This is a genomic window from Mucilaginibacter conchicola (assembly GCF_003432115.1).
GTDB classification, from domain to species: Bacteria; Bacteroidota; Bacteroidia; order Sphingobacteriales; family Sphingobacteriaceae; genus Mucilaginibacter; species Mucilaginibacter conchicola.
The window spans coordinates 52,614-72,878 of sequence record NZ_QWDC01000004.1 but is presented as its reverse complement, the minus strand read 5'-3'; the positions used below and the strand labels follow the sequence as shown (position 1 = coordinate 72,878).

Sequence of the window (20,265 nt, the reverse complement as noted above, 5' to 3'; positions counted from 1 at the left end):
ATGGAAAACGAAAAAAACTATGTATCCTTTTTAAATAACTTAAAAAAGGAAATTGCCGAGTCAAGAATCAGGGCTGCTTTTACCGTGAATGAACAATTGCTTGAACTTTACTGGAAAATAGGAAAGAGCATTTTGCAACAAAGAAACGCTGAAGGTTGGGGCACAAAAATCATTGAGAGAATATCGGCTGATTTAAAAAATGAATTTCCAGACATTAAAGGAATATCACCAAGGAATTTAAAATACATGCAAACTTTTGCTGAGGCTTATCCCTCATTTTTGCAAGCGCCACTTGCAAGAAATGAATCTTCGCCTGCAATTTTGCAAGTGCCGCTTGCAAAATTGCCTTGGTATCATCACATCACATTATTAGACAAAGTAAAAAATATTGATGAAAGGCTATTCTACATTGATCAAACGGTGCAAAATGGCTGGAGTAGAAATATGCTGGTCAATCAAATTGACAGCGATCTTTATTTAAGAAAAGGAAAGGCAGTAACTAATTTTTCATCAACCCTTCCTCCTCAACAAAGTGATCTTGCCCGAGAAATATTTAAAGACCCCTACAAGTTTGACTTTTTAAGTTTAACAGATAATCATTTTGAAAAGGAATTGGAAGATGGCCTGGTTGGCCACATGACAAAGTTCCTATTAGAATTGGGCAACGGTTTCAGTTATGTCGGCAGACAATACCAACTTGAAATCGGTGGAGAAGAATTTTATATAGATTTATTGTTTTACCATTTAAGACTTCGCTGCTTCGTAGTCATAGAATTAAAGGCCGGAAAATTTATTCCGGAATATGCAGGCAAACTAAACTTTTATCTAAATGCTGTAGACGGAACACTCAAACATCAACATGATCAGCCTACTATAGGAATATTGATCTGTAAAGAAAAAAATAAGGTTGTGGCGGAATATGCGCTAAAAGGATTAGAAAAACCAATAGGCGTCTCAGAATACCTTTTAACAAAGGCAATTCCAAACAACCTTAAAAATAGCTTGCCCTCAATTGCAGATATTGAAAAGAATCTTAAATAAGACGTTGGTTAATTTGGATCGGTGCAAGACTTTACCATCATGATGTAGAAGGTATTAATGTATCGGTAGCACATATGAGAGTAAAATAATAGCAGAATTAAAGCTTATTCAAGTTGCGAATTTAAATGATATCATTAAAAGTTATCATTTGAATATTTTGATGGCGACAAAACCTGGCCGCGTATTTTTTCAGTTTTGCTAATTCCTTTTCGCCGTAATAACTCACTATCCATTCAGCCAGCGGGGCTTGTTTGGAAATTTCCTTAAAATACGGCCAATCAACCCGACCAATTGAATGGCCCAGGATGATCACTTCTTCGACCTTTTTCAACGTCCCAAACCATTTCCGGTGCTCTTTAAGAACTTCTTTCGTGTTTTTCTGAAAAACATAGAATAAAGACCTGGATGTATTTTCTGAATCAGTATAGGGAGTTCGTGTTGGTTCTCCGCCTTCATCAATGGTAGGAATTTCTTTTTGGTCTCTTTTTTTACCATGTCCAAAGATCAGTTCACCATCATAGGCATTGGCATTATGATGAATATACAAAATCCTGTTTTTAGGGATTTGATAGATTTCTTCCAGGGTATCCGTGTAATTAAAATTGATGTAAGCCGCATCCTGATCCAAAAGCAAAGGCGTATAGCGAGTGTGATCGATTTCATCCAATTCAAAGGCCTCTACCCATTCTCTAAAAGCACCCCTGATCTGCTCTGCCAGCCTTTCACTCTCTGCAGTAACTTCATCAAATAAGCTGTAAAATTCACTTGGCTTAAAGGAATCAGACATGATGTCAATATGGTTATAAGCTGCCATAAACCTTTTATGATTAAAATGGCAAAGATCCTGCTCAAAATTACTCCACAAATAATTTTTATCTACCCGGAAGTTAAAGTAACTGTCAAGTTCTTGTAACAGATCAGGCTCATGTACGGCGATATGTTGATGAAAGTCCGCATACCGGGATGGCAAGCTGTGATATAAATCAAATCCATTTCCAATGATGTATAGCTTTTTCATTTATTCATACTCATGTAGAAATATTAAAAATTACAATGATAATCAGATTTTATGCGACAAATTTTAAAAAAAATTCATCTCCGAAAGTCGGGACATAATCTCTTTATGCAGTTTTTCATAGGCTGCATAAGTCTCAAAAAAAAAAGGATTGATTAACATTTACGGGGATCTTTTTATCTAATTCCCACATTTTTAAAACTCTGGTCATTGAACAATCCAGATCGTTGTAAGCCCTAAACCACGGACTGATATCACATAATGGATTGGTGAAATCCGGAATGTTTTGCTTGCTTGCGGATGCTTTACAAAAAGCTTTCATTCCACATGGATTTGATGAGCCCATAATTTGTTTTAATATATCTGAAATCACCCAGTTTAAATCCGGTTGGATCATTTTGTCCGCAAGTTTCTCGATAATAATAAAAGAAGCCTGCCCGTTGCTATTAAGTTGCAGCGGCCCCCCAATATTTTTCATAGTAAGATCAAGTTCTGGATTATTGTAAAAAGAACCATGAAGTAAAATATCCAAAGGGAAAGATATATTTCGGTTACGCAAACCAACGGCGTGATCGATAATGTGATCCATCCAATTAACGTTTGCTATGTAATCTTCTAATGGAAAATAACCCTTTAAATATATCCTCGCGATCTGTCCAAGAGTACTCAGCATTTGTATGCAGTTAAGGTTCCAGTCTTGGTATTCAAAAATCGCAGATTCAAAAAACTTATAAATCTCTTTCGGATCTTTGCACTCAAAATTACTGTCTCTAAGTTTTATAAGATGTTTATAGTAGGTCGGACCTGGTTCCGCACTCATTAATGCAATATCACAGAGTGCAAAAATATTAAGCTTATCTAATGCAAACTCTGGAAATAATTTTCTGGTGATCAGTTCGGCGGCATGATAGGGCAACGTTGGTGCGAGCGGACTTGCGGGGAAAAATTTCTTTTCACCGATGTACGCCATGCTTTCATTAACGGCCCAGGCTCCAAAGCGGTATAGTTTGCCATTGTTATAAGTGATTATTATTTCAGGAATGTCCGCACCCTCGCTGGATACTACACCGGTTTGGTGAAAATCAATTTTCTCAATTTCGACTGGACCCACTATATTATGACTTGACCCATTTAGAATATTTCCGATTTGCGCAGATACCTTAACACCTGGATCTAAACTTTCCACAACAATTGGAACCTCAAAAACTGTATCGCCATCTTTAATGATTTTCTTGCAATAATGGAGGTATTCACCCATTCTTATCATATTGCTCAAACCATGAAAGGTGCTAACATCTTGAATATAGTGCATATACTCATGAAAATAAACACTCGCTGTTTCTTCAGTTAACTTTTGAATATCCAGAAATGATTCTCCTGTTTCGACACTCATCTTAAAAAAAGAGGGCAAATACCCACCTGCAGTGGTATAGAGTTCTGCTTGGTTTATTTTCATTGCGTCTCTACGATTGATAAATGGAGAATTTGTTTTTGATATTCATCAAACAGGCTCTCTAGAAAAGCTGTAAGCAACTTTTCGTTTTCCGTTATGCAGGTATCGATCAATTCGACGCGTTTCTTTTTATGCTCGCGCAGCATATAATTAATTAAGGGCATTGGCATGTTATCTTTCAATTCTTCATCTATCCGATGCCCTTCCATTTCAAGTTTGTAAAATGCTAATCCATATTTCATATCGATATCATCTTTCTCCTGATCTTTATAATAGCCCCTATGCGTGTTACTATGCCTGCGATCGATCAAATCTTCAAATGTTTTGAAATAATGGTCCAGGTTTTTCATCGGCCCCGACTTCAGGGGGATTTTTTTGACCAATGTGACCCATGAACAATCTTTCGGAGCGATACCCAATTGATATACCTCATTGATCAGAAGTTTCATGATTTCGAGTACTGTATGAACTTTATGAAAAAGCACCTCCGTATGGTACTGTATATATTCTAACTGTGAAATACCCTTCTTAAAATAATACTTTTTAAATGGATACCGATTTAAAAAAATACGTATTTGACTCAACTGCTCGGCAGTTTTTGTAAGCGAACTTTGGATTTTAAAAACGCGTGAGTAGTATTTATCTACTTCACTTAGCAAATGGTGATTGTTTTTTTCTCCGATTTTAAACCCCTTTGCATTTTCCAGATTCTTTAAAGCCCCGCTAACGTTTTTCATCAGGTCAATTGAAAATCGGTTCATTAAAAAATTATTCTTGGCGAATTTTATAGAGATTTCCATATGCAGCAGTTTGAAATTCGCAGTTATCCTTGTGATCAATCTAATAACATGCAACTATTTTTTTTAATATATTCAGCAATATCAGGCCTGTATTTTTTAACCAGTTCATCAAATATTTGCTGGATAAAATTTGCAACCAAATATTGGGCATTTTCAGGTGGTTCCAGGCCTAAATCAAAACAATCCATTTGTTCGGACGAAACCATATAATGCGGGTTCAATAAGAAAATGTATGAAAGATGCATCAGTACAAGCTGGTTAATATCAGATTGCATAGCGTTTAAATATTCTATTCTTTTTTCATTATAAACTTTATTATCATTCAGCATGACGTTACGGAAGAAATTATAATGGGTATTGTCATTAGCCCGGTCGCGAATATGAATGTACCGTTTATCCTTATGCAGCATCAAATATAATTCTGATGTCCGGGGCGAGTTCTTAATATAATTTATCATTGTTCTGCTGTCAGGTAACTGCTCGGTTCCCTGTAACCAGTTTTGTATTTTCTCAACAATGAAATTTTTTAAGCTGTGATGGTCATCGAGATAAAGGTTCACGTACACATTCATCAATAATGAATCGTAGAATTTCCGCTGTAAGGCAAAGGCGTCATTGATACGACCGAGTTGAAGAAGAAGTCTGATTGAATCTAAAGAGCCGGCCATGGACGCATAAACCCTTGTATCAATATTCAATACAGCTTTTGTCCCCAACGTCATGAAACTCATGATTGAGATAGAAAATGAGTCGTAAAAGCTGGAATATTTTTCAAGCTGCTCAAATATTGAATGTTCCTGGTATTCCTTACTGTTTACATGCATAGTTATATTTTTTATTTCTTACAAAACTCCGGCTTGTCTGCGCAGTGTATTTGCGCACTTTCAGGATATTAAAAATATTATCACAATTCCATTATTAATACAATCAGGAACGACGGCGCATGAACGGACTATTGTGCAAATAGCGAAGCATGGTTTCCGAATTTATGCCTGTGGCATGCAGTTCAGCAAAATTCTCAAAAACAGTGAGGTCTAACAAGTCTTCACAACCTGCTTCTGTGAAAAGAGCAGACAACTGGACATCCTCAGATAACCTTAAGCTGTTTATACCTTCCAAGGTATCAATGCTGAGATGTTTTTTATCCGGTCGTTGCAACCGTGTGAGTTCAGCTATTTTGCGACCTTCAGGCGTTCCGTCGTTGGTCAGAAAAAGAAAGGTGCGGATGACCAGCATGTCATTCAAAAGGTCTGTGACCAGGTAACCGAGTTTTTTGCCACCGGCATTAAACACAAGGAGATGAGCGTCGTTAAAATAAATGCCGGTGGGTCGGTTGCGAAAATAAACATCAAGCATATATAGCAGCATACCGGGAGCTAACGACAACCGTTCTGTCAGACGGGTTAACGCATGTTGCTGCATACAAACAAGGGCGGGTTGGTTACATTCGGCTGGATATCCGATATTATTTGGTCGTATCATTACAGGTTCAAGCTTTCCTTTAATGCCCGTCCATTGTAAGGGAAATACATCACGAAAATGCCCGTCTAGTTTCACCCTTTTTGGCAGGACACGTTCGTAGCGCACTTTGATTTTGTTATCAGCAACATTTGCACCCAGCAAGGTTGTGGTGGAATAATCGATAGTAATGCCCCTGCTCAGTTGATCGCTTAATACAATGCACAAGGTATTCATAAAATGCAGAATCGCGTTGGTTGCATTAACAGACCATTCTGAGCCCAATTGATATCCACCAATTATAACAGGAAGTACCTGCAGATCTGGCCGTATTTTAAATAATGTTTTTAGATATGAAATCAGTAATATACCCTCACGGAAATAGTCAGATGCTTGTACAAACTCTCCAGTTAACGTTTTGTAGGACAGCCCGGCCATTTTCAACCGGAAAAAAGTGTGCATTTCGGTCTCCTGCTTTGTCGTAAATTCGCCTGATACAAATTCGAGCTTTAAAGGCGGTATCCGCTGTTCGAATAAATGCGGAAAATGTTCGGGCGGTAATTGCTCAAAGAATCCTTTACCGGCCATGCGTTCGCAAGCTAATTTGAAGCGCTCTAAAAAGGCTTTATAGAGCTCCTTCTCACGGGTAACAGGGGAGATACTTAGAGGCTTAGGCTTCTTCATAATATAAATTTAGTACATTAAATCTAATAATTAGGTAGTCAAATTATCGGCAGAGAATGGGATTTGAATTAAAGCAGGAATTTATTTTAGTATCCTTAAATGCTAAAATTATTGTAATGTTTAAGGAAGTTTAGGAAATCAACCTCATTAATTGAATACCTAAAAATGACGATGAGCAAAGGGAATATGTTCGACTCGCCAATATATAGAGAATAGAAAAAGCCGCTTGATAACGGCTTTTCATAATCTGAATTTCTGTTGCTTTATCAATTCAAATATTTTATAAAATTATTGTAAATCGCTTCTCCCAATTGATCCTGATATTCCTCCGAAATATATTCAACTGGATCGATCTTCCTTAAGTTCAGGTTTACAGTAATGTGACCGCTTTGCACCCCAATTTCTCTATAAATCATATCCGTATATCCCGGGAAGCAACTCAGAATAACCTCGTTGGTATCTGCATCAGTTATCTTTTCTTCAGGTAAATAGTACTTGATCAAAACAGGCATAAACCGTAGCATCGTTCCGGTAAGGCTATTGACAATGTTTATTTCATTATTATCCGTGCGATAAGAAATTAAAGCCTGATTAAAAGCAACCGCAAATGCTAATTCCAACAAATTAAAAAACTCTGCAGTAATCGAAAAATAAGGTGATATAATATTACTAATGTACCTGGAAGTGGGATACTTATCCCGAAATGGCTTATAATATTCCATAAAGGATAATGTATTTTGCAAATCTTCCTTAGTAAATCCCAACTGCGCCAAGACATTGTAATTTAGATCTTTATAAAGACCAAATTTAGCCGAAACGTTGCTAAGGATTTGTGACAGATCCCAGTTATGAATGATTGCCAACTGGTGCCAGCTCTTAGGGTCATTGTCAAGTTCTACACGGTATTTGAAAAATGAAATGGCAATCTCTTTAAGCTTAGCAGTGTTCCGCCACTCCCTGCCCAGGAGATTAGATTTGAAGTTAAGAAAATAAATACTTGAACCATTAAAAGACAGCCCTTTATCAACCCAGAATAATGCCTTGTCAATATCACCAATCTGCTCATAACAATATGCAACCCAAAAAAGTCCGTTCACATATTCCTGTGCCAAATTATTCTTTTCACTCAAAACCTTGTGGAAAAGAACCAGTGCCTCATCATGTTTTGCAAAATGTTGAGCAAGCGTTATGCCTTTACTGAAAAGCGCCTGAGGAAGTTCCGGGTTTAAAGCGAGAGCCTTATCATAACAAGCCATTTCTTTATCATGTTCACCCAGGTTGTAATACGTTGTACCCAAATTTTTCCAACAACGCGCCTCATTAGGATCTTTTTTAATACTTAGCCTGTATTGTACGATAGCTTCCCTGAACTCACCAAGTGAATTTAACGCGTTAGCATAATTGTAAAGCATTACTGCACTATCTTCACCTGTGAGGAATTCCTTAAAAATATTCCGGGCCTGAATCAGTTTGCCTTTGTCCTGGGTAGCAAAGCCAAATTCAGTCAAGATGCAAGCTTTGATCTTTAGACTATTTGGCGTTTCAGAAGATTCTATAACCAGATTAATCGTTGAAAGTGCATCATTGTATTGATAGGTCTGGTATAAGCTCCAGGCCAACGCCTGATGAATATTGTAAGATACGCTGCCTTCACGGATCAGTCTTCTGAATAGATAAACCGCCTGTTCGTAATCTTCCTGATAATAAACTTTCCATGCCCCTAATTCCAGGTTATTTTCAATTTGTAGGATATCAAAATCGCTTATAAATGACTTTGCGTTAAAAAGCTTTTGGACGTGGCTCGCTATTCCATTCCAGTCTATTTCGCTTAGTTTATTTTCCTTTGAGATCCTTAAGGAATAGTTTTTTTTATCAGAGGTCAGGTCTATGCGGTGGTCAGATAGCCATGACCAGTAGGCTTCATTATGTTCAGCGTCATAGATTATCAGCATTATAGGTTCTAACCTGACCTGGTAATAATTTAGCGTGGTGTGTTTTAAGGTCACTTTTGCAAAATTACCTTTGCCTGTTTCCTCGGTGCTCTTTAACTGTAAGGAGAAATTCAATCCAGTGACTTGTCCGTTTTTTGAAATTTCAACCTGGTAATCAATTCCATAATCATTGGCCGGAACATTAAAATGCCATTCATCAGGAATATTATTTTCCAGGTATTTAGCTGATCGGGTTGAAATGATATGGCTTTGAGGGCGTTTAGGTTGGTCCATGGCCTAAATTATTAATATTTAACGGAAACCTTTAAAATACCTGCGTACAAAAAACGGAAGGCTATATGACTTTAAGATGCTCTAAAGCGCACGCTATCGCAGATATGTTCAGATCCTACCCATTACAGAGTGATGCAGGCTATTTATTCTCATATTTGAAGAAAGAGCATAATTCTGCCGCAAAATTTGACGCAAGAATTGACAGTGCCTTGAAAGATCTTAACGAAGACGTAAGTATCATCAAAGACGCTCAGGATATCAGCCGCCATATCACTGGCTATGTAGCCCGTCATTCATTTGCGACAAACCATAAACATAAGAAAGTTGATATCGCTATAATTCAGGAAGCCATGGGACACGGGACCGAAGAAACGACGAGAATTTATCTGGAGGAATATGATGATTTTGAAATAGCGAGTAGTATTGAAGAAGCGTTGGGTTAATATGATAAATTAACAAATTGTTAGAACGTACTGAAAGTCCTTAAATCTTACACCACATATGCGTACCCCCACATTTGGGGATTTACCTTGACTTCTAAGATTCATAATTTTATATGCAGCTAATATCAAAATATCATGCTGTTAAATAGAGAAATCACGGGCGACGGGGAACATACTATTGTTTTTATACATGGCAACTCGCAATCACTCCATACTTGGGACAAGGTGATTTACCAGGATGCGCTAAGTAATTATACTAAAATAACAATAGATCTTCCAGGGCACGGCTTATCTTTTAAAAGTAAGCGGCCACAAATAGACTACACGATATCAGGTTTTGCCAGTACGATCAGTAATTTTTTAGAAGTATACCGGGACAGAAAATACATTCTGGTAGGTACATCTTTAGGCACAAGCATTATCAGCGCACTTGATCCGTTCCCAAAAGCTTGCAGTGGAGTATTTCTTTCAGCGGCTATGCTTTCAACAAAAAACATATCAGTAAAAGATATGATGCAGCCAAATCCCACCGGAGTTTCCGGATTTAAGGCAGTACCCTCTGATGAAGAGATTGACCAATTCATAGATCGGCTGATCTTTTGCGCGGGTCCGGAGATCAAACAACATTATAAAGAAGTATTCAAACAAACTGATTCTGAAGTACGTGCTTGTCTTTCGAAGTCATCAGTTAAACCTCCCGAATTCGACCGTATAAAGAATCTAATGTCCGCCAACATTCCGGTCGCGGTAGTTTACGGAGCACAGGAAGCCTTGGTGCAATCCGACTATCTTAAGAAAACTGATCTGAAACTATGGAGAAACAATATCTTCAAGATCGATAACGCAGGACATTGCATAGAATTAGACCAACCCGAAGCACTGGCCGGACTGATTCGCGAATTTGCTACCTATTGTTTTTCCTAAACGGAACGCTCACTATTACAGAGAACCAGAAGATATTGTGTATAACAAAAAGCCCCGGAAGATAGTTCCGGGACTGATCGATCTATACATAATTACTCTAAAAAAGGCGTTTATCTTAGGCTAAAGATCTACCGATATTCAAAATTTACAGAATCCAAAACTTTTAAACCGCTTACGTTTTCACTTGTATAGGAGATTTTATACTTGCCTGGCTCATGGATATCATAGCCTTTCAAAACATTTACCTTCACAACTAGTGAATCGTTCGGCTTCAAAGAAATATAGGCATCAGCCGGAGGCGGCATCACTCGCTTGGCCATCGGCCCCTTATATTGCACCTCTTCACCAAGTTCGTTTTGTATATCCAGGTATTTACTCAGCAATGGTTCAAACGGTGTTTGCCATTTAAGAAATTTCCGGGTCATTGCGGTACGGTTCAGCACCGTGAATTTCAACGGTATGGTGTCCCCCACTTTTATCTTCCCCGGAACTTGCATATAAGCGTATAAACCTGTATCGACGGCTGCATTAACGGAAGCAGTTGAGTCTGTCGCCTTGCTGTTTGGTCGGTTTACTTTATGAGAGCCGCAGGCGGAAACAAAAATTGTCAGGAGGATCAGCGAAATAGAAAAATATTGTCTCATCGTGTAGAATCGTATATACTATAGACACAGAACTGAGATGAAAGTTTAGCAGAAACTGATGTATCCGATGTAACCAGATAACATGCCGGTAATCAGCATGGTGATAAAAACCCTCGTAAAAAGCTAACGAAAGATTTACCTTGTATCCAAAATCCACATCTTCCTATTCCAGGCAATGAATAAATTAAATATCCATTTGAGAAACGCCGTCAGAAAAGACTTTGACAAGATCCTTGACCTGATCGGCATGCATGCCCGGGCCGAGCATGCCGAATTCAGGGCCGAAGAAAAAAAAGAGAAACTGGGCAATGCAATTTTTAAAAACCCGCCCTCCTTGTTTTGCCTGATTGCTGAGTGTGATCATATCGTGATTGGTTTTGCAAGTTATTATTTTACTTTTTCGACCTGGGAGGCCGCCCCCTCGCTGATGCTTGATTGTATCTATGTAGAGGAAAACTACCGAAGCTTGGGAATCGGCAATGCGCTGATGGAGCTCCTCCAGCAAATTGGTAGGTCCAATGATTGCACGACGATAAAATGGTTGACCCTGGATTCAAATGCAAAAGCCATTAAATTCTATGAACGCATCGGGGCCACAGGTAAAACAGATAAAATAAGATATTCCCTGTCCCTATCGCACGAGACCCCATGATCACACCGGAAACATTTCGGACGTTGGCCATCCTCCTATTCTACCCTTTCAGATATTCTTTATATTTGGCATAGCGAAACACCGCACCTTATGACCAACCACATGATCAGTAATTACAGCGTTACATACAACGTCCTCCAAACCTATGAACTTGCATTTGTTATGAGGAACACAATCTAAAATATGATAACGCTTCCTGAATCCTTAAAACCTATAATTCTCGATGCTGTTTTGGGTCAAGATCAGTTCCTCGGTAAATTCAGTGATGACATCATTGGATTTCTTAATCTGATCTGGCCTTTGCAGGAAATGCCATCATTTGATGACCGGTACGACAACGCGGAAGAAGACGCCATAAAACATCTTATCAGCAATGATGACTGGTCATATGAATATCTTTTTGTCAAAAGGTTAAGTATCCTTGACGACGACGAAAAATTCAAAAAATTCATCGAGACTATCGTAAGTCCAGCTGTGAGGGGAGAAAAAGGCCAGATCGCGCTGTACGTTTCAATGATCAACTCGATACTTTCCGTTTCAACGTCAAAATTTGCACTGATCAACTTCGAGAACGGCCTGCCGGTTTATAACCTGCAAAGTAAATCAGAGATAAACGATCGTCCATCAGACGTTCCGCCCAATGAAATTCCATTTTTTCATACGGATTCCAAAAAGGAAAAAACTTTCCCGCATTTCTATCTGACTTACGATAACTGGGATGATTATCACAATAAAACCTCCTACGAACTAAGCTACCGGGAAAATAATTTCAATTCGGTAAAGATCGGTGAACTTAAGCTCATGAAGCGCGGGGCTAAAAAAACAGCGGATGTGCTGTCGGATCATTTTCTAACGTTATCGGATGAGTTCTGCTCCCTTGGACAAGCAAATGAATATTACGCGAACATCAGCCGTCTATTCCCGGAGAAATACCGGAGCATTCTGCTTGCGTTGCGGGATGCGGCGCTATTTCCAAAGATCCATGAAGCGTTTGAGGAAGATGGAATATTCAAGGAATCTTTAATAAGATTCAACGAGCCTGAGCAGCTACTGAGAGAGATCCGGTTCAAATTGAACGGAAACGATATCGGAGAATGGTATAAATTCAGATTCCAGCATCAATTGCCGTATGCGGAAGAACCGATAGCACTTGAATTTGATTTTGAGACGGGAGGTCCTGTTGACCATCGCGTTTTCGCCATGATCGGAAAGAACGGAACGGGCAAAACACAGATATTGAGCACGCTTGCTAACGAGTTATCTAAAACCGACACGGAAAAGCTGTTTCCCGGGAGACCGTTATACGGTAAAATTTTCACGGTGTCCTACAGCATATTCGACCATTTTGAGATACCTGCGGGAGATGCCGCTTTCAATTATGTTTATTGCGGCCTGAAAAAACAGGGGGGCGGTTTTCTATCCGAGCACGAGATCATGGAACGGATCCTGACCCTTGCAGATAAAATTACTTATAAAAAGCTAGTACAGGAATGGCGTAAAATCCTGGCAAATTTTATACCTAACGACCTGCTTGCCGAGATCTTTACAGGACAAAGGACATTAACCCTTTTTCAACCGCAGAACTTTGAGGAATTCTATCAAAAGTTAAGTTCCGGACAGAACATACTGGTATTGATCATATCCGAGATCCTTTCCCAGATACGGTTAAATTCCCTGATCTTGTATGACGAGCCGGAAACGCATTTGCATCCCAATGCGATCACGCTTTTGATGAATACGATCTTTGAGTTGGTTGAGAAGTTTGAATCTTACTGCATCATTGCAACCCATTCTCCGCTTGTCATCCAGGAGATACAAGCCCGGAATGTGATCATCCTGGAGCGCGATCAGAATATGGCCTATGTCAGGCAGATGGCACGTGAATCTTTCGGGGAAAACCTGACCGTGATCACTGAGGACATTTTTGGGAACCGGAACATAGATAAGCATCACCTCACACAGATCAACCAATTGGTGAATCAAAACCTTAACTACGACGAGGTCCTGGAACTATTGACGTCAAAAAACCTGACACCTAACCTAAACACACGGCTGACGATAAAAGCCATGATCAGTGATCGCGATGAAGAATCTTAAACCCTATAACGCTAACGATTTCGAATTTTACGATTCCGTTCTATCTGCAAAAGATTCCGATGACTTACGACTCCGCTTATCCCCGGTATCCGGTGTGATCAAGGCGGCCTTTGACATTTATGCGACACATTTCCGGGATAATGGCCTGGCGTCTTTAGTACCGGGACCAACATTCATCTTACACAAGAGAGATCTTATATCATTGTATAATTATAATTCCAGCGCGATCTCCCGCCTGAGAAATGAAATAGAGCGCCTGCAACCGCAGCAACTAAGGACCACCTGCCAGTATTGTACTTTAACAAGCAATGAATCGATGGATCATTATGTACCTAAAGATGAGTTTCCTGAATATGCTGTAAATCCATTGAACCTGTTCCCCAGCTGTTCAAAATGTAACCAACATAAATCGTTTGTATGGAGAAATAACGAAAAAAGGACGACGCTCAACCTGTATACTGACCAGTTGCCTGACGATCAATACCTTTTCGTCGAAGTGAAACTGGACGAATATTCAGAACTGGAATTTGAATTTTATCTGGAAAATTCCGGCAGAATAGACGACGATGTATTTTCACTTATTGAATCACATTTCAAATCATTGAAGTTGCTTAAGCGGATGAGGGAAAAATCGATCCCCCTGATTTCTGAACTTCGAAATACGATCTGCTCGCGGCTGAAAAATCTCCCATATGCTGTGATAAAAGAAGAAATACGGGAAACCGCAGAAGCCAACCGGTTGGACTTTGGACGGAATTATTGGAAAAGTGTGGTTGAACTGGAACTGATCGAATGCCCATACTTTATCAGACTACTCAAAATAAGCTAGTTACCAAGCGCCCCATTCTTCCACGGCATTTTTAATGTGCAGCGTCAGCAAGGCTCACCTTGTTCTTTGACCTTCTGATGAACAAGAGTACCAAAGGCACAAAAACGATAAAGATGCCTCCGACCAGCATCATAACATCCATGTAGGATAATAGTGTGGCCTGCTTGTTGACGGCAGCTTCAATGACCTGGTAGGCAGAATTTCGCGATGCCAGGCTGTCGAGTCCTTGCCTGTGAAAGCCGGCGGCCAGCTGAGAGATGTGTTGCTGGACATTGTTATCAAATACATTTAAATGCCTGGCTACGTCTGCACGGTGAATGCTTGTTTTCCTTGCCAGAAAAGTTGTGATCATGGCGATCCCGAAGGAGCCGCCTAACTGACGCATCATGCCGCTGAAAGCTGCGCCCTGGCTGATCTCAGCACCCTTGAGGGTAGACAGGGACATCGTACTGATCGGTACGGACAAAAGGCCAAGACCTGCACCGCGAACCATCAACGGCCAGAAGAAATCGCCGGCACTCGTATCGGGAACGATAATGTGATAGGTCAGCATACAAAAGCAATAGAACAGGAACATACCTACAGCGATCAACCATTTCTGCTGCACCCCTTTTTGGATGAGGGTAGCAACAACAGGCATCATGACCGCGACAAACAGGGTGCTCGGAAGCTGTAAAACGCCAGCCTGCTGTGCACTCCAACCAAGAACAGACTGCGTGAAAAGCGGGATAATGAACGTCGACCCGAAGGTGCCGACTCCGAGAACGAACGACAGGGTCACCCCTATCCGAAGGTTATTATCTTTCAGAACGCGTAGATCTACCACGGGGAACGCTACGACCAGCTGCCGCCACACAAAAAGATAGAGTCCCAAAAAGGCGGCAACACTTAAAACGATGATGAGTTCGCTGTTGAACCAATCATCCTCCTGTCCTTTTTCAAGCACGTATTGTAAAGAAGACAGGCCAACAGTAAGTAAAATGATACCTAACCAGTCTGCATCCATCAAAGACTGCTTTTTACCATAAGAAGGGCTCCTTACATATTGAATGGTCAGGATACTCGCCATTATGCCAACCGGGATATTGATGTAAAAGATATAGGGCCATGAGATGTTGTCCACGATGTACCCTCCCAGTGGCGGGCCTAGTGTCGGACCAACGATGACGCCCAAAAAATAGATCGCCTGCGCCATTGCCCGTTTATGTGGCGGCCAGCTTTCTGTGATGATTGTTTGAGACGTAACCAATAAAGCGCCTCCCCCTATGCCTTGCAGGAACCGGAAGATCACTAATTCAGTGACCGAATGTGCATTGCCGCATAAAAAAGAACAAATGGTGAAAAGAATGACAGAGCCTGCGAAATAATTCCTTCTACCGAATTGTTGGGACAGCCAGCTGGAAAGCGGGATCATGATCACGTTAGCGAGTGAATAGGCGGTGATCACCCAACTGATCTCGCTGAGGGTCGCACCGAGGCTGCCACGCATACTGTTCAACGCTACGTTAACGATCGTCGTGTCAATGATTTCAAGGAGTGCACAAAATACGGCCGTAATGGTGATGATCACCAATCGTGGGCCATGTTCGATCAAAGATTCAGTTTGTGGTTGCATGCAGGATCAGGTATATGGATAAATCGCAGTTGCATTAATTCAAAAATAGGTTCAACCACGCGCCCTCTCAACGCATCAATGACCGAGATAGGCACATTGGACGGTGAAATGGTCAATTCAGCTATCGGTTGATATTTCGCCTCTACAAACGGGCGTTAATTTTCGGTATAATTCAGATCGACGCTGAAGGTTTCCCGGGTTCTATATAACGCCCAAAAAGCAAGCAATAAGGATAGCAGCCCTACCACCGCGCCGGCAGATACCAGCGAACCGTAGAACATAACACGGAGGTATTGAAAAAGCAGTGAAAGTGGTATGACGGCACCCCTTACGAAATTCGGGACCGTTGTTGTGACCGTAGAACGGATATTCGTACCGAACTGTTCCGCAGCTATCGTCAGGAACAGCACCCAATAACCAGCGGAAAAACCAAAGCAACCGCAAAGGAAGTAGAATTGGGAGACGGAGAGATCTGTAAGTGAGAGATATGCCCCTATAGAAACCGCTGTCAGCGTTAAAAATATCGCGACGACCTTTATTCGGCTTCGCAGGTATTGGCTTAGTAATCCACTCAAGATATCGCCGATAACAGAACCTCCGTAACAACAGGCAACAGCCGCTCCTGCATTGATTGCACCTTTCGTACCAAGCGCTCTGCCAAATTCAGGGGAAAGGGTGATGAGGATACCGACACCAAACCACAGCGGCAGACCGATCAGGATACAGCAAATATATTTTCGGAAGCGTTCTCTATCAGTGAACAAAGAGAAAAAATTGCCTTTTATAACGTTACCAGCGTTGATGCTGGTGTACAAATGAGACTCTGCCAATCCAATCCGCAAAAAGAGCAAACAAAGGCCAAGACCGCCACCTGTAAAAAACGCCGTCCGCCAATCAAAATATTGTGCAACGAAGTGCGCTACGACAGCACCCGCGATCCCGACCCCGGCGATCATCGTTGTGGCATAACCACGTTTTGCTGCAGGCATAAGCTCAACGACAAGCGTGACCCCTGCACCAAGCTCGCCCGCAAGCCCAAACCCTGCGATCAGGCGGAATAGGGCATAACCATTGACAGAAGTAACGAGGCCGTTGGCAATGTTGGCCACCGAATAAAGGAGGATTGAACCGAAAAGAACGTTCAAACGGCCTTTTTTATCGCCGAGTATCCCCCAAAAAATACCACCGGAGAGGAGCCCTGCCATCTGTACATTCAGTAAAAAAATCCCGGTTGAGGTCGCCTTCGCACCGGAAAGCCCGAGAGCGTGCAGGCTTGGCAACCTGATAATGCTAAACAATAATAAGTCGTAAATGTCAACGAAATAGCCCAGCGATGCGACTAGGATTGCTGCAACGGGAAGTGCTTGTTTCGCGACAGAAGGGTGGTGAAAGTTTCTCATGGTAACAGTGTTGTTCAAATAGGTTGGGTATCAGATCATTTTCCCTGAGCGGCATCAGACGCTTTTTTCCATTGCGCCCAGGTAGCAAGGCGTTCCTGATACTTGCTGGTTACCAGCGGATAGGGAAAATTACCGAGGAATAGACGGAGCGGCGGTTCAGGTTCGCTGATCATATTTAATATCAATGCTGTTGTCGCCCCGGGGTCACCTTTTTTGGCACTGAATTTTTGACGGATTACAGCCCTTAACGGATCATATGCGGGTATAATATTTTCCTGTACCGGCGCATTTTCATCGTCACTCGTCTCGTACACTCCCGGTTCGACCAGGGTCACCTTAATACCAAAGTCTTTAACCTCCATCGCCAGTGCTTCGGAGAAAGCCTCCAGTCCCCATTTTGACGCATTATAAAGCCCAAGTGTCGGAAAGCTAACGACGCCTCCCACGCTTGACACCTGGATGATATGGCCTGCCTGTTGCTGCCTCATGAACGGCAGTGCCGCCTGTGTCACCCATAGGGTACCGAAAAGGTTGGTCTCTAATTGGGCTCTTGCCTCGTATTCGGTTGTTTCCTCGATCGTACCATATAAGCTGAATCCGGCAACATTAATGACAACGTCCAGTGCACCAAAGTGCCGGTGTCCTTCTGCTACCGCCGAAAATGCGGCGGAACGGTCTGTAACGTCAAGCTGTAAAGGATACACGGCATCACCGTACTTGTCGACCAGTTCTGCAAGTGAATCAACGTTCCGGGCTGTTGCAACGACGCGGTGGCCCGCCTCGAGCGCAGCTTCTGTCCAGATCCGGCCAAACCCGCGGGAGGCAGCGGTGATGAATATAATTTTCGGTTTCATATGAGAGAAATAAAATGACACTTGTATCAGGAAGCGTGGTCTATTTGGATTTCAGGTACATCCTTCAGCAGGTGGGCCACTGATTCCGGCAGGTAAGGCCTTCCTCCGGCAGCCGGGATGCATGTTCCTGAAAATACCGCCTTCGTTACGATTTTTTTATTTAGTAAGATGGTCTGTTTAAAGTGAAGTTTTGGCGAGCCGCCTTTATCTTTAAACACTTCGCAGGTCACGATAAATTCATCGCCTTTTTTTAACGACCTGATGAAATGAAGGCTATAACTGGACAATACCATGTAGATTCCTTTTTCCGCTTCAGCATAAAGGTCGAATCCAAGGACATCTCGGATAAAATCATGCCTGCACCATTCCAGGTAAAAGGGATAGTACAGCCCGTCCATGATTCCCTGAACATCTATATGTTCATCCTTAGCAGTATATATTTTTTGATATTCCATAGTCAGATATTTGCTGCAAAATTAAAGGATGTCCCTATGCCGGTAAATCACCAAAAGCGGTTATATATGGTGATATCAGCTCTTGCTGAAGGTCCATTTATTGATCTTCACGGTAGCGGATGCATAGGCGAAACGGAACGCTTCATCATTTGTAAAGACCACTTGGGGAATTACTCGGCTTTCTACATTGACAACGAAATGATCTGCCTCGAAAGGCCAGGGGCTGACATTTAGCGTTCCGTCATCCCTCCGCATGAGGAATCTCGGCCGGCCGTCCGGTCCTGTACTGATCTCTACCCTGCGTCGTTCAGGCTGATAGTGGCGCTGGCAGAGCAGTAATGAAAGTGCATCGCAAAATTCGAGCAGGCGGTATTCTCGCTGCGCCTGAACTTCGGTGATACCCAATTCTTCGCGCCAATTTTCCCTGTCCGCGCTCATTACCTGCATCAGCGTTCTGCCGTCATCGGATCCAAGCGCAAGCTTCCCATAAACAAAATCAAGGTGCATAGAACTCAGCAGCGCCACGTAACGGCTTTTACTTAGTGCAGACCTTAGTGTGAGGCGGCAATGTTCATGATCATACCCGTTCATCCGAAAATCAAGCGGGGTACCGATAGCTGTCAGAAGTGAACGGCCATCAGGCTCGAGCCTGGCATCATCATGTCCTGCTACCGCGATCATTGTCTCGAACCATCTTTCCGTTCTTTCAGCGTGCAGCCATTGAGCGGCGATCATGCCGGAGAGATTACCATGGGCGCGCTGGGTGATAACTTCCCAACCCGCTGCTGTATAATTGACGATCATATCAAATGGCGCTTAACGAAGACCATAGTGGTCATTCATCAATCTGACGAAAAGTTTACCGGGAAGCAAGGCCTTTAGTAAAGGGGCAATGGTTTGACCCAACGCGCCGACCGGGTAGTTTTGCTTCGGGCGGGCGGAATTGACGATCCTGCTGATCCTTGATGCAACACGAGCCGGGTCGCCCCCTTTTGCCTCATCCCTTTCCATACTTGCCAGAGCTGACTCGTAATCTTTCCGCAGGCTATTATCCGGGAAATCGAAAGGCAGCTTCTGACGGTTATTGGTAAATGCGGTCCTGAAGTCGCCCGGATTGATTACTGCAATATGGATACCTGTGCTGGCGAGTTCCATTCGCAGGCTTTGTGAATAGCCCTCAATGGCGAACTTGCTTGCGCTGTAGAGGCCCTGGTAGGGCAGACCGATAAGCCCGGCGATAGAACTTACGTTAATGATCAGCCCGGTGCGACGCGGGATCATTAGCTGAAGGACGGTCCGGCTAACTCTGATCACGCCAAAAAAATTGACTTCGAACTGTGACCTGGCAGCATCGACCGGTGTATCATACAAAGCTCCGGCAATACCATTGCCTGCATTATTGATTAATACATCTATCCTGCCTTCCTCTGACATTATTTTCCGCACTGCCGCTTGCACAGACACATCATCCGTGACATCCATCCGGATCACTGTAAACGGATAGTTATCGCCCTCATCAATGGTACGGCTCGTACCATAAACGGCGTGCCCTTCGTTGGCTAATGTAGTCGCGGTCGCCAAGCCGATGCCCGCCGAAGCACCGGTCACCAATATTACTTTCTTCATAAGATTTTTAGATTTTTTACGCCGGAACTTGTTCCCAATACTTCCGTTTT

The 20,265-nt window shown here is 42.1% G+C and carries 19 protein-coding genes; 6 read left to right on the top strand and 13 right to left on the bottom strand.

Annotated elements, in window-relative coordinates; translation table 11 throughout:
- On the top strand, window positions 1-1,041 hold the full coding sequence (locus tag D0C36_RS21045) for a PDDEXK nuclease domain-containing protein (RefSeq protein WP_117393701.1): 1,041 nt from the start codon (window positions 1-3) through the stop codon (window positions 1,039-1,041).
- Window positions 1,042-1,162: 121 nt separating this feature from the next.
- Here D0C36_RS21045 and D0C36_RS21040 read toward each other — a convergent pair whose 3' ends face one another.
- The 6 genes from D0C36_RS21040 to D0C36_RS21015 all read right to left on the bottom strand — a co-directional run bounded on the left by D0C36_RS21040 (window position 1,163) and on the right by D0C36_RS21015 (window position 8,676).
- Entirely contained in the window at window positions 1,163-2,059 is an 897-nt protein-coding gene (locus D0C36_RS21040) for a bacteriophage abortive infection AbiH family protein (protein ID WP_117393700.1), read from the bottom strand.
- Window positions 2,060-2,192: 133 nt separating this feature from the next.
- Window positions 2,193-3,512, bottom strand: coding sequence for a hypothetical protein (locus D0C36_RS21035; RefSeq protein ID WP_117393699.1), 1,320 nt, complete (start codon window positions 3,510-3,512; stop codon window positions 2,193-2,195).
- Window positions 3,509-4,246, bottom strand: coding sequence for a Cthe_2314 family HEPN domain-containing protein (locus D0C36_RS21030; RefSeq protein WP_158557173.1), 738 nt, complete (start codon window positions 4,244-4,246; stop codon window positions 3,509-3,511). The genes D0C36_RS21035 and D0C36_RS21030 overlap by 4 nt, the downstream gene beginning before the upstream one ends.
- Window positions 4,247-4,344: 98 nt before the next feature.
- Window positions 4,345-5,133 (bottom strand): hypothetical protein, encoded by a 789-nt coding sequence (locus tag D0C36_RS21025; RefSeq protein ID WP_117393697.1) that lies wholly within the window; start codon window positions 5,131-5,133, stop codon window positions 4,345-4,347.
- Between the two features lie 103 nt (window positions 5,134-5,236).
- Entirely contained in the window at window positions 5,237-6,451 is a 1,215-nt protein-coding gene (locus D0C36_RS21020; protein ID WP_117393696.1) for a hypothetical protein, read from the bottom strand.
- A gap of 266 nt (window positions 6,452-6,717) precedes the next feature.
- On the bottom strand, window positions 6,718-8,676 hold the full coding sequence (locus tag D0C36_RS21015; RefSeq protein ID WP_117393695.1) for a DUF4365 domain-containing protein: 1,959 nt from the start codon (window positions 8,674-8,676) through the stop codon (window positions 6,718-6,720).
- Window positions 8,677-8,780: 104 nt separating this feature from the next.
- Here D0C36_RS21015 and D0C36_RS21010 point away from each other — a divergent pair, with 104 nt between their 5' ends.
- Window positions 8,781-9,119: a tyrosine-type recombinase/integrase gene (locus D0C36_RS21010; RefSeq protein ID WP_158557172.1), complete on the top strand. Its 339-nt coding sequence runs from the start codon at window positions 8,781-8,783 to the stop codon at window positions 9,117-9,119.
- Between the two features lie 135 nt (window positions 9,120-9,254).
- Complete coding sequence (locus tag D0C36_RS21005) at window positions 9,255-10,043, top strand: alpha/beta fold hydrolase (RefSeq protein ID WP_117393693.1); 789 nt, start codon at window positions 9,255-9,257, stop codon at window positions 10,041-10,043.
- A gap of 128 nt (window positions 10,044-10,171) precedes the next feature.
- Here D0C36_RS21005 and D0C36_RS21000 read toward each other — a convergent pair whose 3' ends face one another.
- Window positions 10,172-10,687 (bottom strand): protease, encoded by a 516-nt coding sequence (locus tag D0C36_RS21000; protein WP_147322078.1) that lies wholly within the window; start codon window positions 10,685-10,687, stop codon window positions 10,172-10,174.
- 175 nt (window positions 10,688-10,862) lie between these two features.
- Between D0C36_RS21000 and D0C36_RS20995 the strand changes: the two genes are divergently transcribed.
- The 3 genes from D0C36_RS20995 to D0C36_RS20985 all read left to right on the top strand — a co-directional run bounded on the left by D0C36_RS20995 (window position 10,863) and on the right by D0C36_RS20985 (window position 14,265).
- A complete protein-coding gene (locus D0C36_RS20995) occupies window positions 10,863-11,339 on the top strand; it encodes a GNAT family N-acetyltransferase (protein WP_117393691.1) in 477 nt (158 codons plus the stop codon).
- 183 nt (window positions 11,340-11,522) lie between these two features.
- Entirely contained in the window at window positions 11,523-13,436 is a 1,914-nt protein-coding gene (locus tag D0C36_RS20990; protein WP_117393690.1) for an AbiJ-related protein, read from the top strand.
- A complete protein-coding gene (locus D0C36_RS20985; RefSeq protein ID WP_117393689.1) occupies window positions 13,423-14,265 on the top strand; it encodes an HNH endonuclease in 843 nt (280 codons plus the stop codon). The genes D0C36_RS20990 and D0C36_RS20985 overlap by 14 nt, the downstream gene beginning before the upstream one ends.
- Before the next feature lie 31 nt (window positions 14,266-14,296).
- Here the strand turns inward: D0C36_RS20985 and D0C36_RS20980 are convergent, their stop codons facing one another.
- The 6 genes from D0C36_RS20980 to D0C36_RS20955 all read right to left on the bottom strand — a co-directional run bounded on the left by D0C36_RS20980 (window position 14,297) and on the right by D0C36_RS20955 (window position 20,215).
- Window positions 14,297-15,880, bottom strand: coding sequence for a DHA2 family efflux MFS transporter permease subunit (locus tag D0C36_RS20980; RefSeq protein WP_117393688.1), 1,584 nt, complete (start codon window positions 15,878-15,880; stop codon window positions 14,297-14,299).
- A 155-nt stretch (window positions 15,881-16,035) separates the two neighbouring features.
- Window positions 16,036-17,280, bottom strand: a complete 1,245-nt coding sequence (locus tag D0C36_RS20975) for an MFS transporter (protein WP_117393687.1) — start codon at window positions 17,278-17,280, stop codon at window positions 16,036-16,038.
- A 35-nt stretch (window positions 17,281-17,315) separates the two neighbouring features.
- Complete coding sequence (locus D0C36_RS20970) at window positions 17,316-18,134, bottom strand: SDR family NAD(P)-dependent oxidoreductase (protein WP_117393686.1); 819 nt, start codon at window positions 18,132-18,134, stop codon at window positions 17,316-17,318.
- Window positions 18,135-18,160: 26 nt separating this feature from the next.
- Window positions 18,161-18,589: an acyl-CoA thioesterase gene (locus D0C36_RS20965; RefSeq protein ID WP_117393685.1), complete on the bottom strand. Its 429-nt coding sequence runs from the start codon at window positions 18,587-18,589 to the stop codon at window positions 18,161-18,163.
- 75 nt (window positions 18,590-18,664) lie between these two features.
- On the bottom strand, window positions 18,665-19,393 hold the full coding sequence (locus D0C36_RS20960; RefSeq protein WP_117393684.1) for a DUF3891 family protein: 729 nt from the start codon (window positions 19,391-19,393) through the stop codon (window positions 18,665-18,667).
- 12 nt (window positions 19,394-19,405) lie between these two features.
- Window positions 19,406-20,215 (bottom strand): SDR family oxidoreductase, encoded by an 810-nt coding sequence (locus tag D0C36_RS20955; RefSeq protein ID WP_117393683.1) that lies wholly within the window; start codon window positions 20,213-20,215, stop codon window positions 19,406-19,408.
- Window positions 20,216-20,265 lie beyond the last annotated feature (50 nt).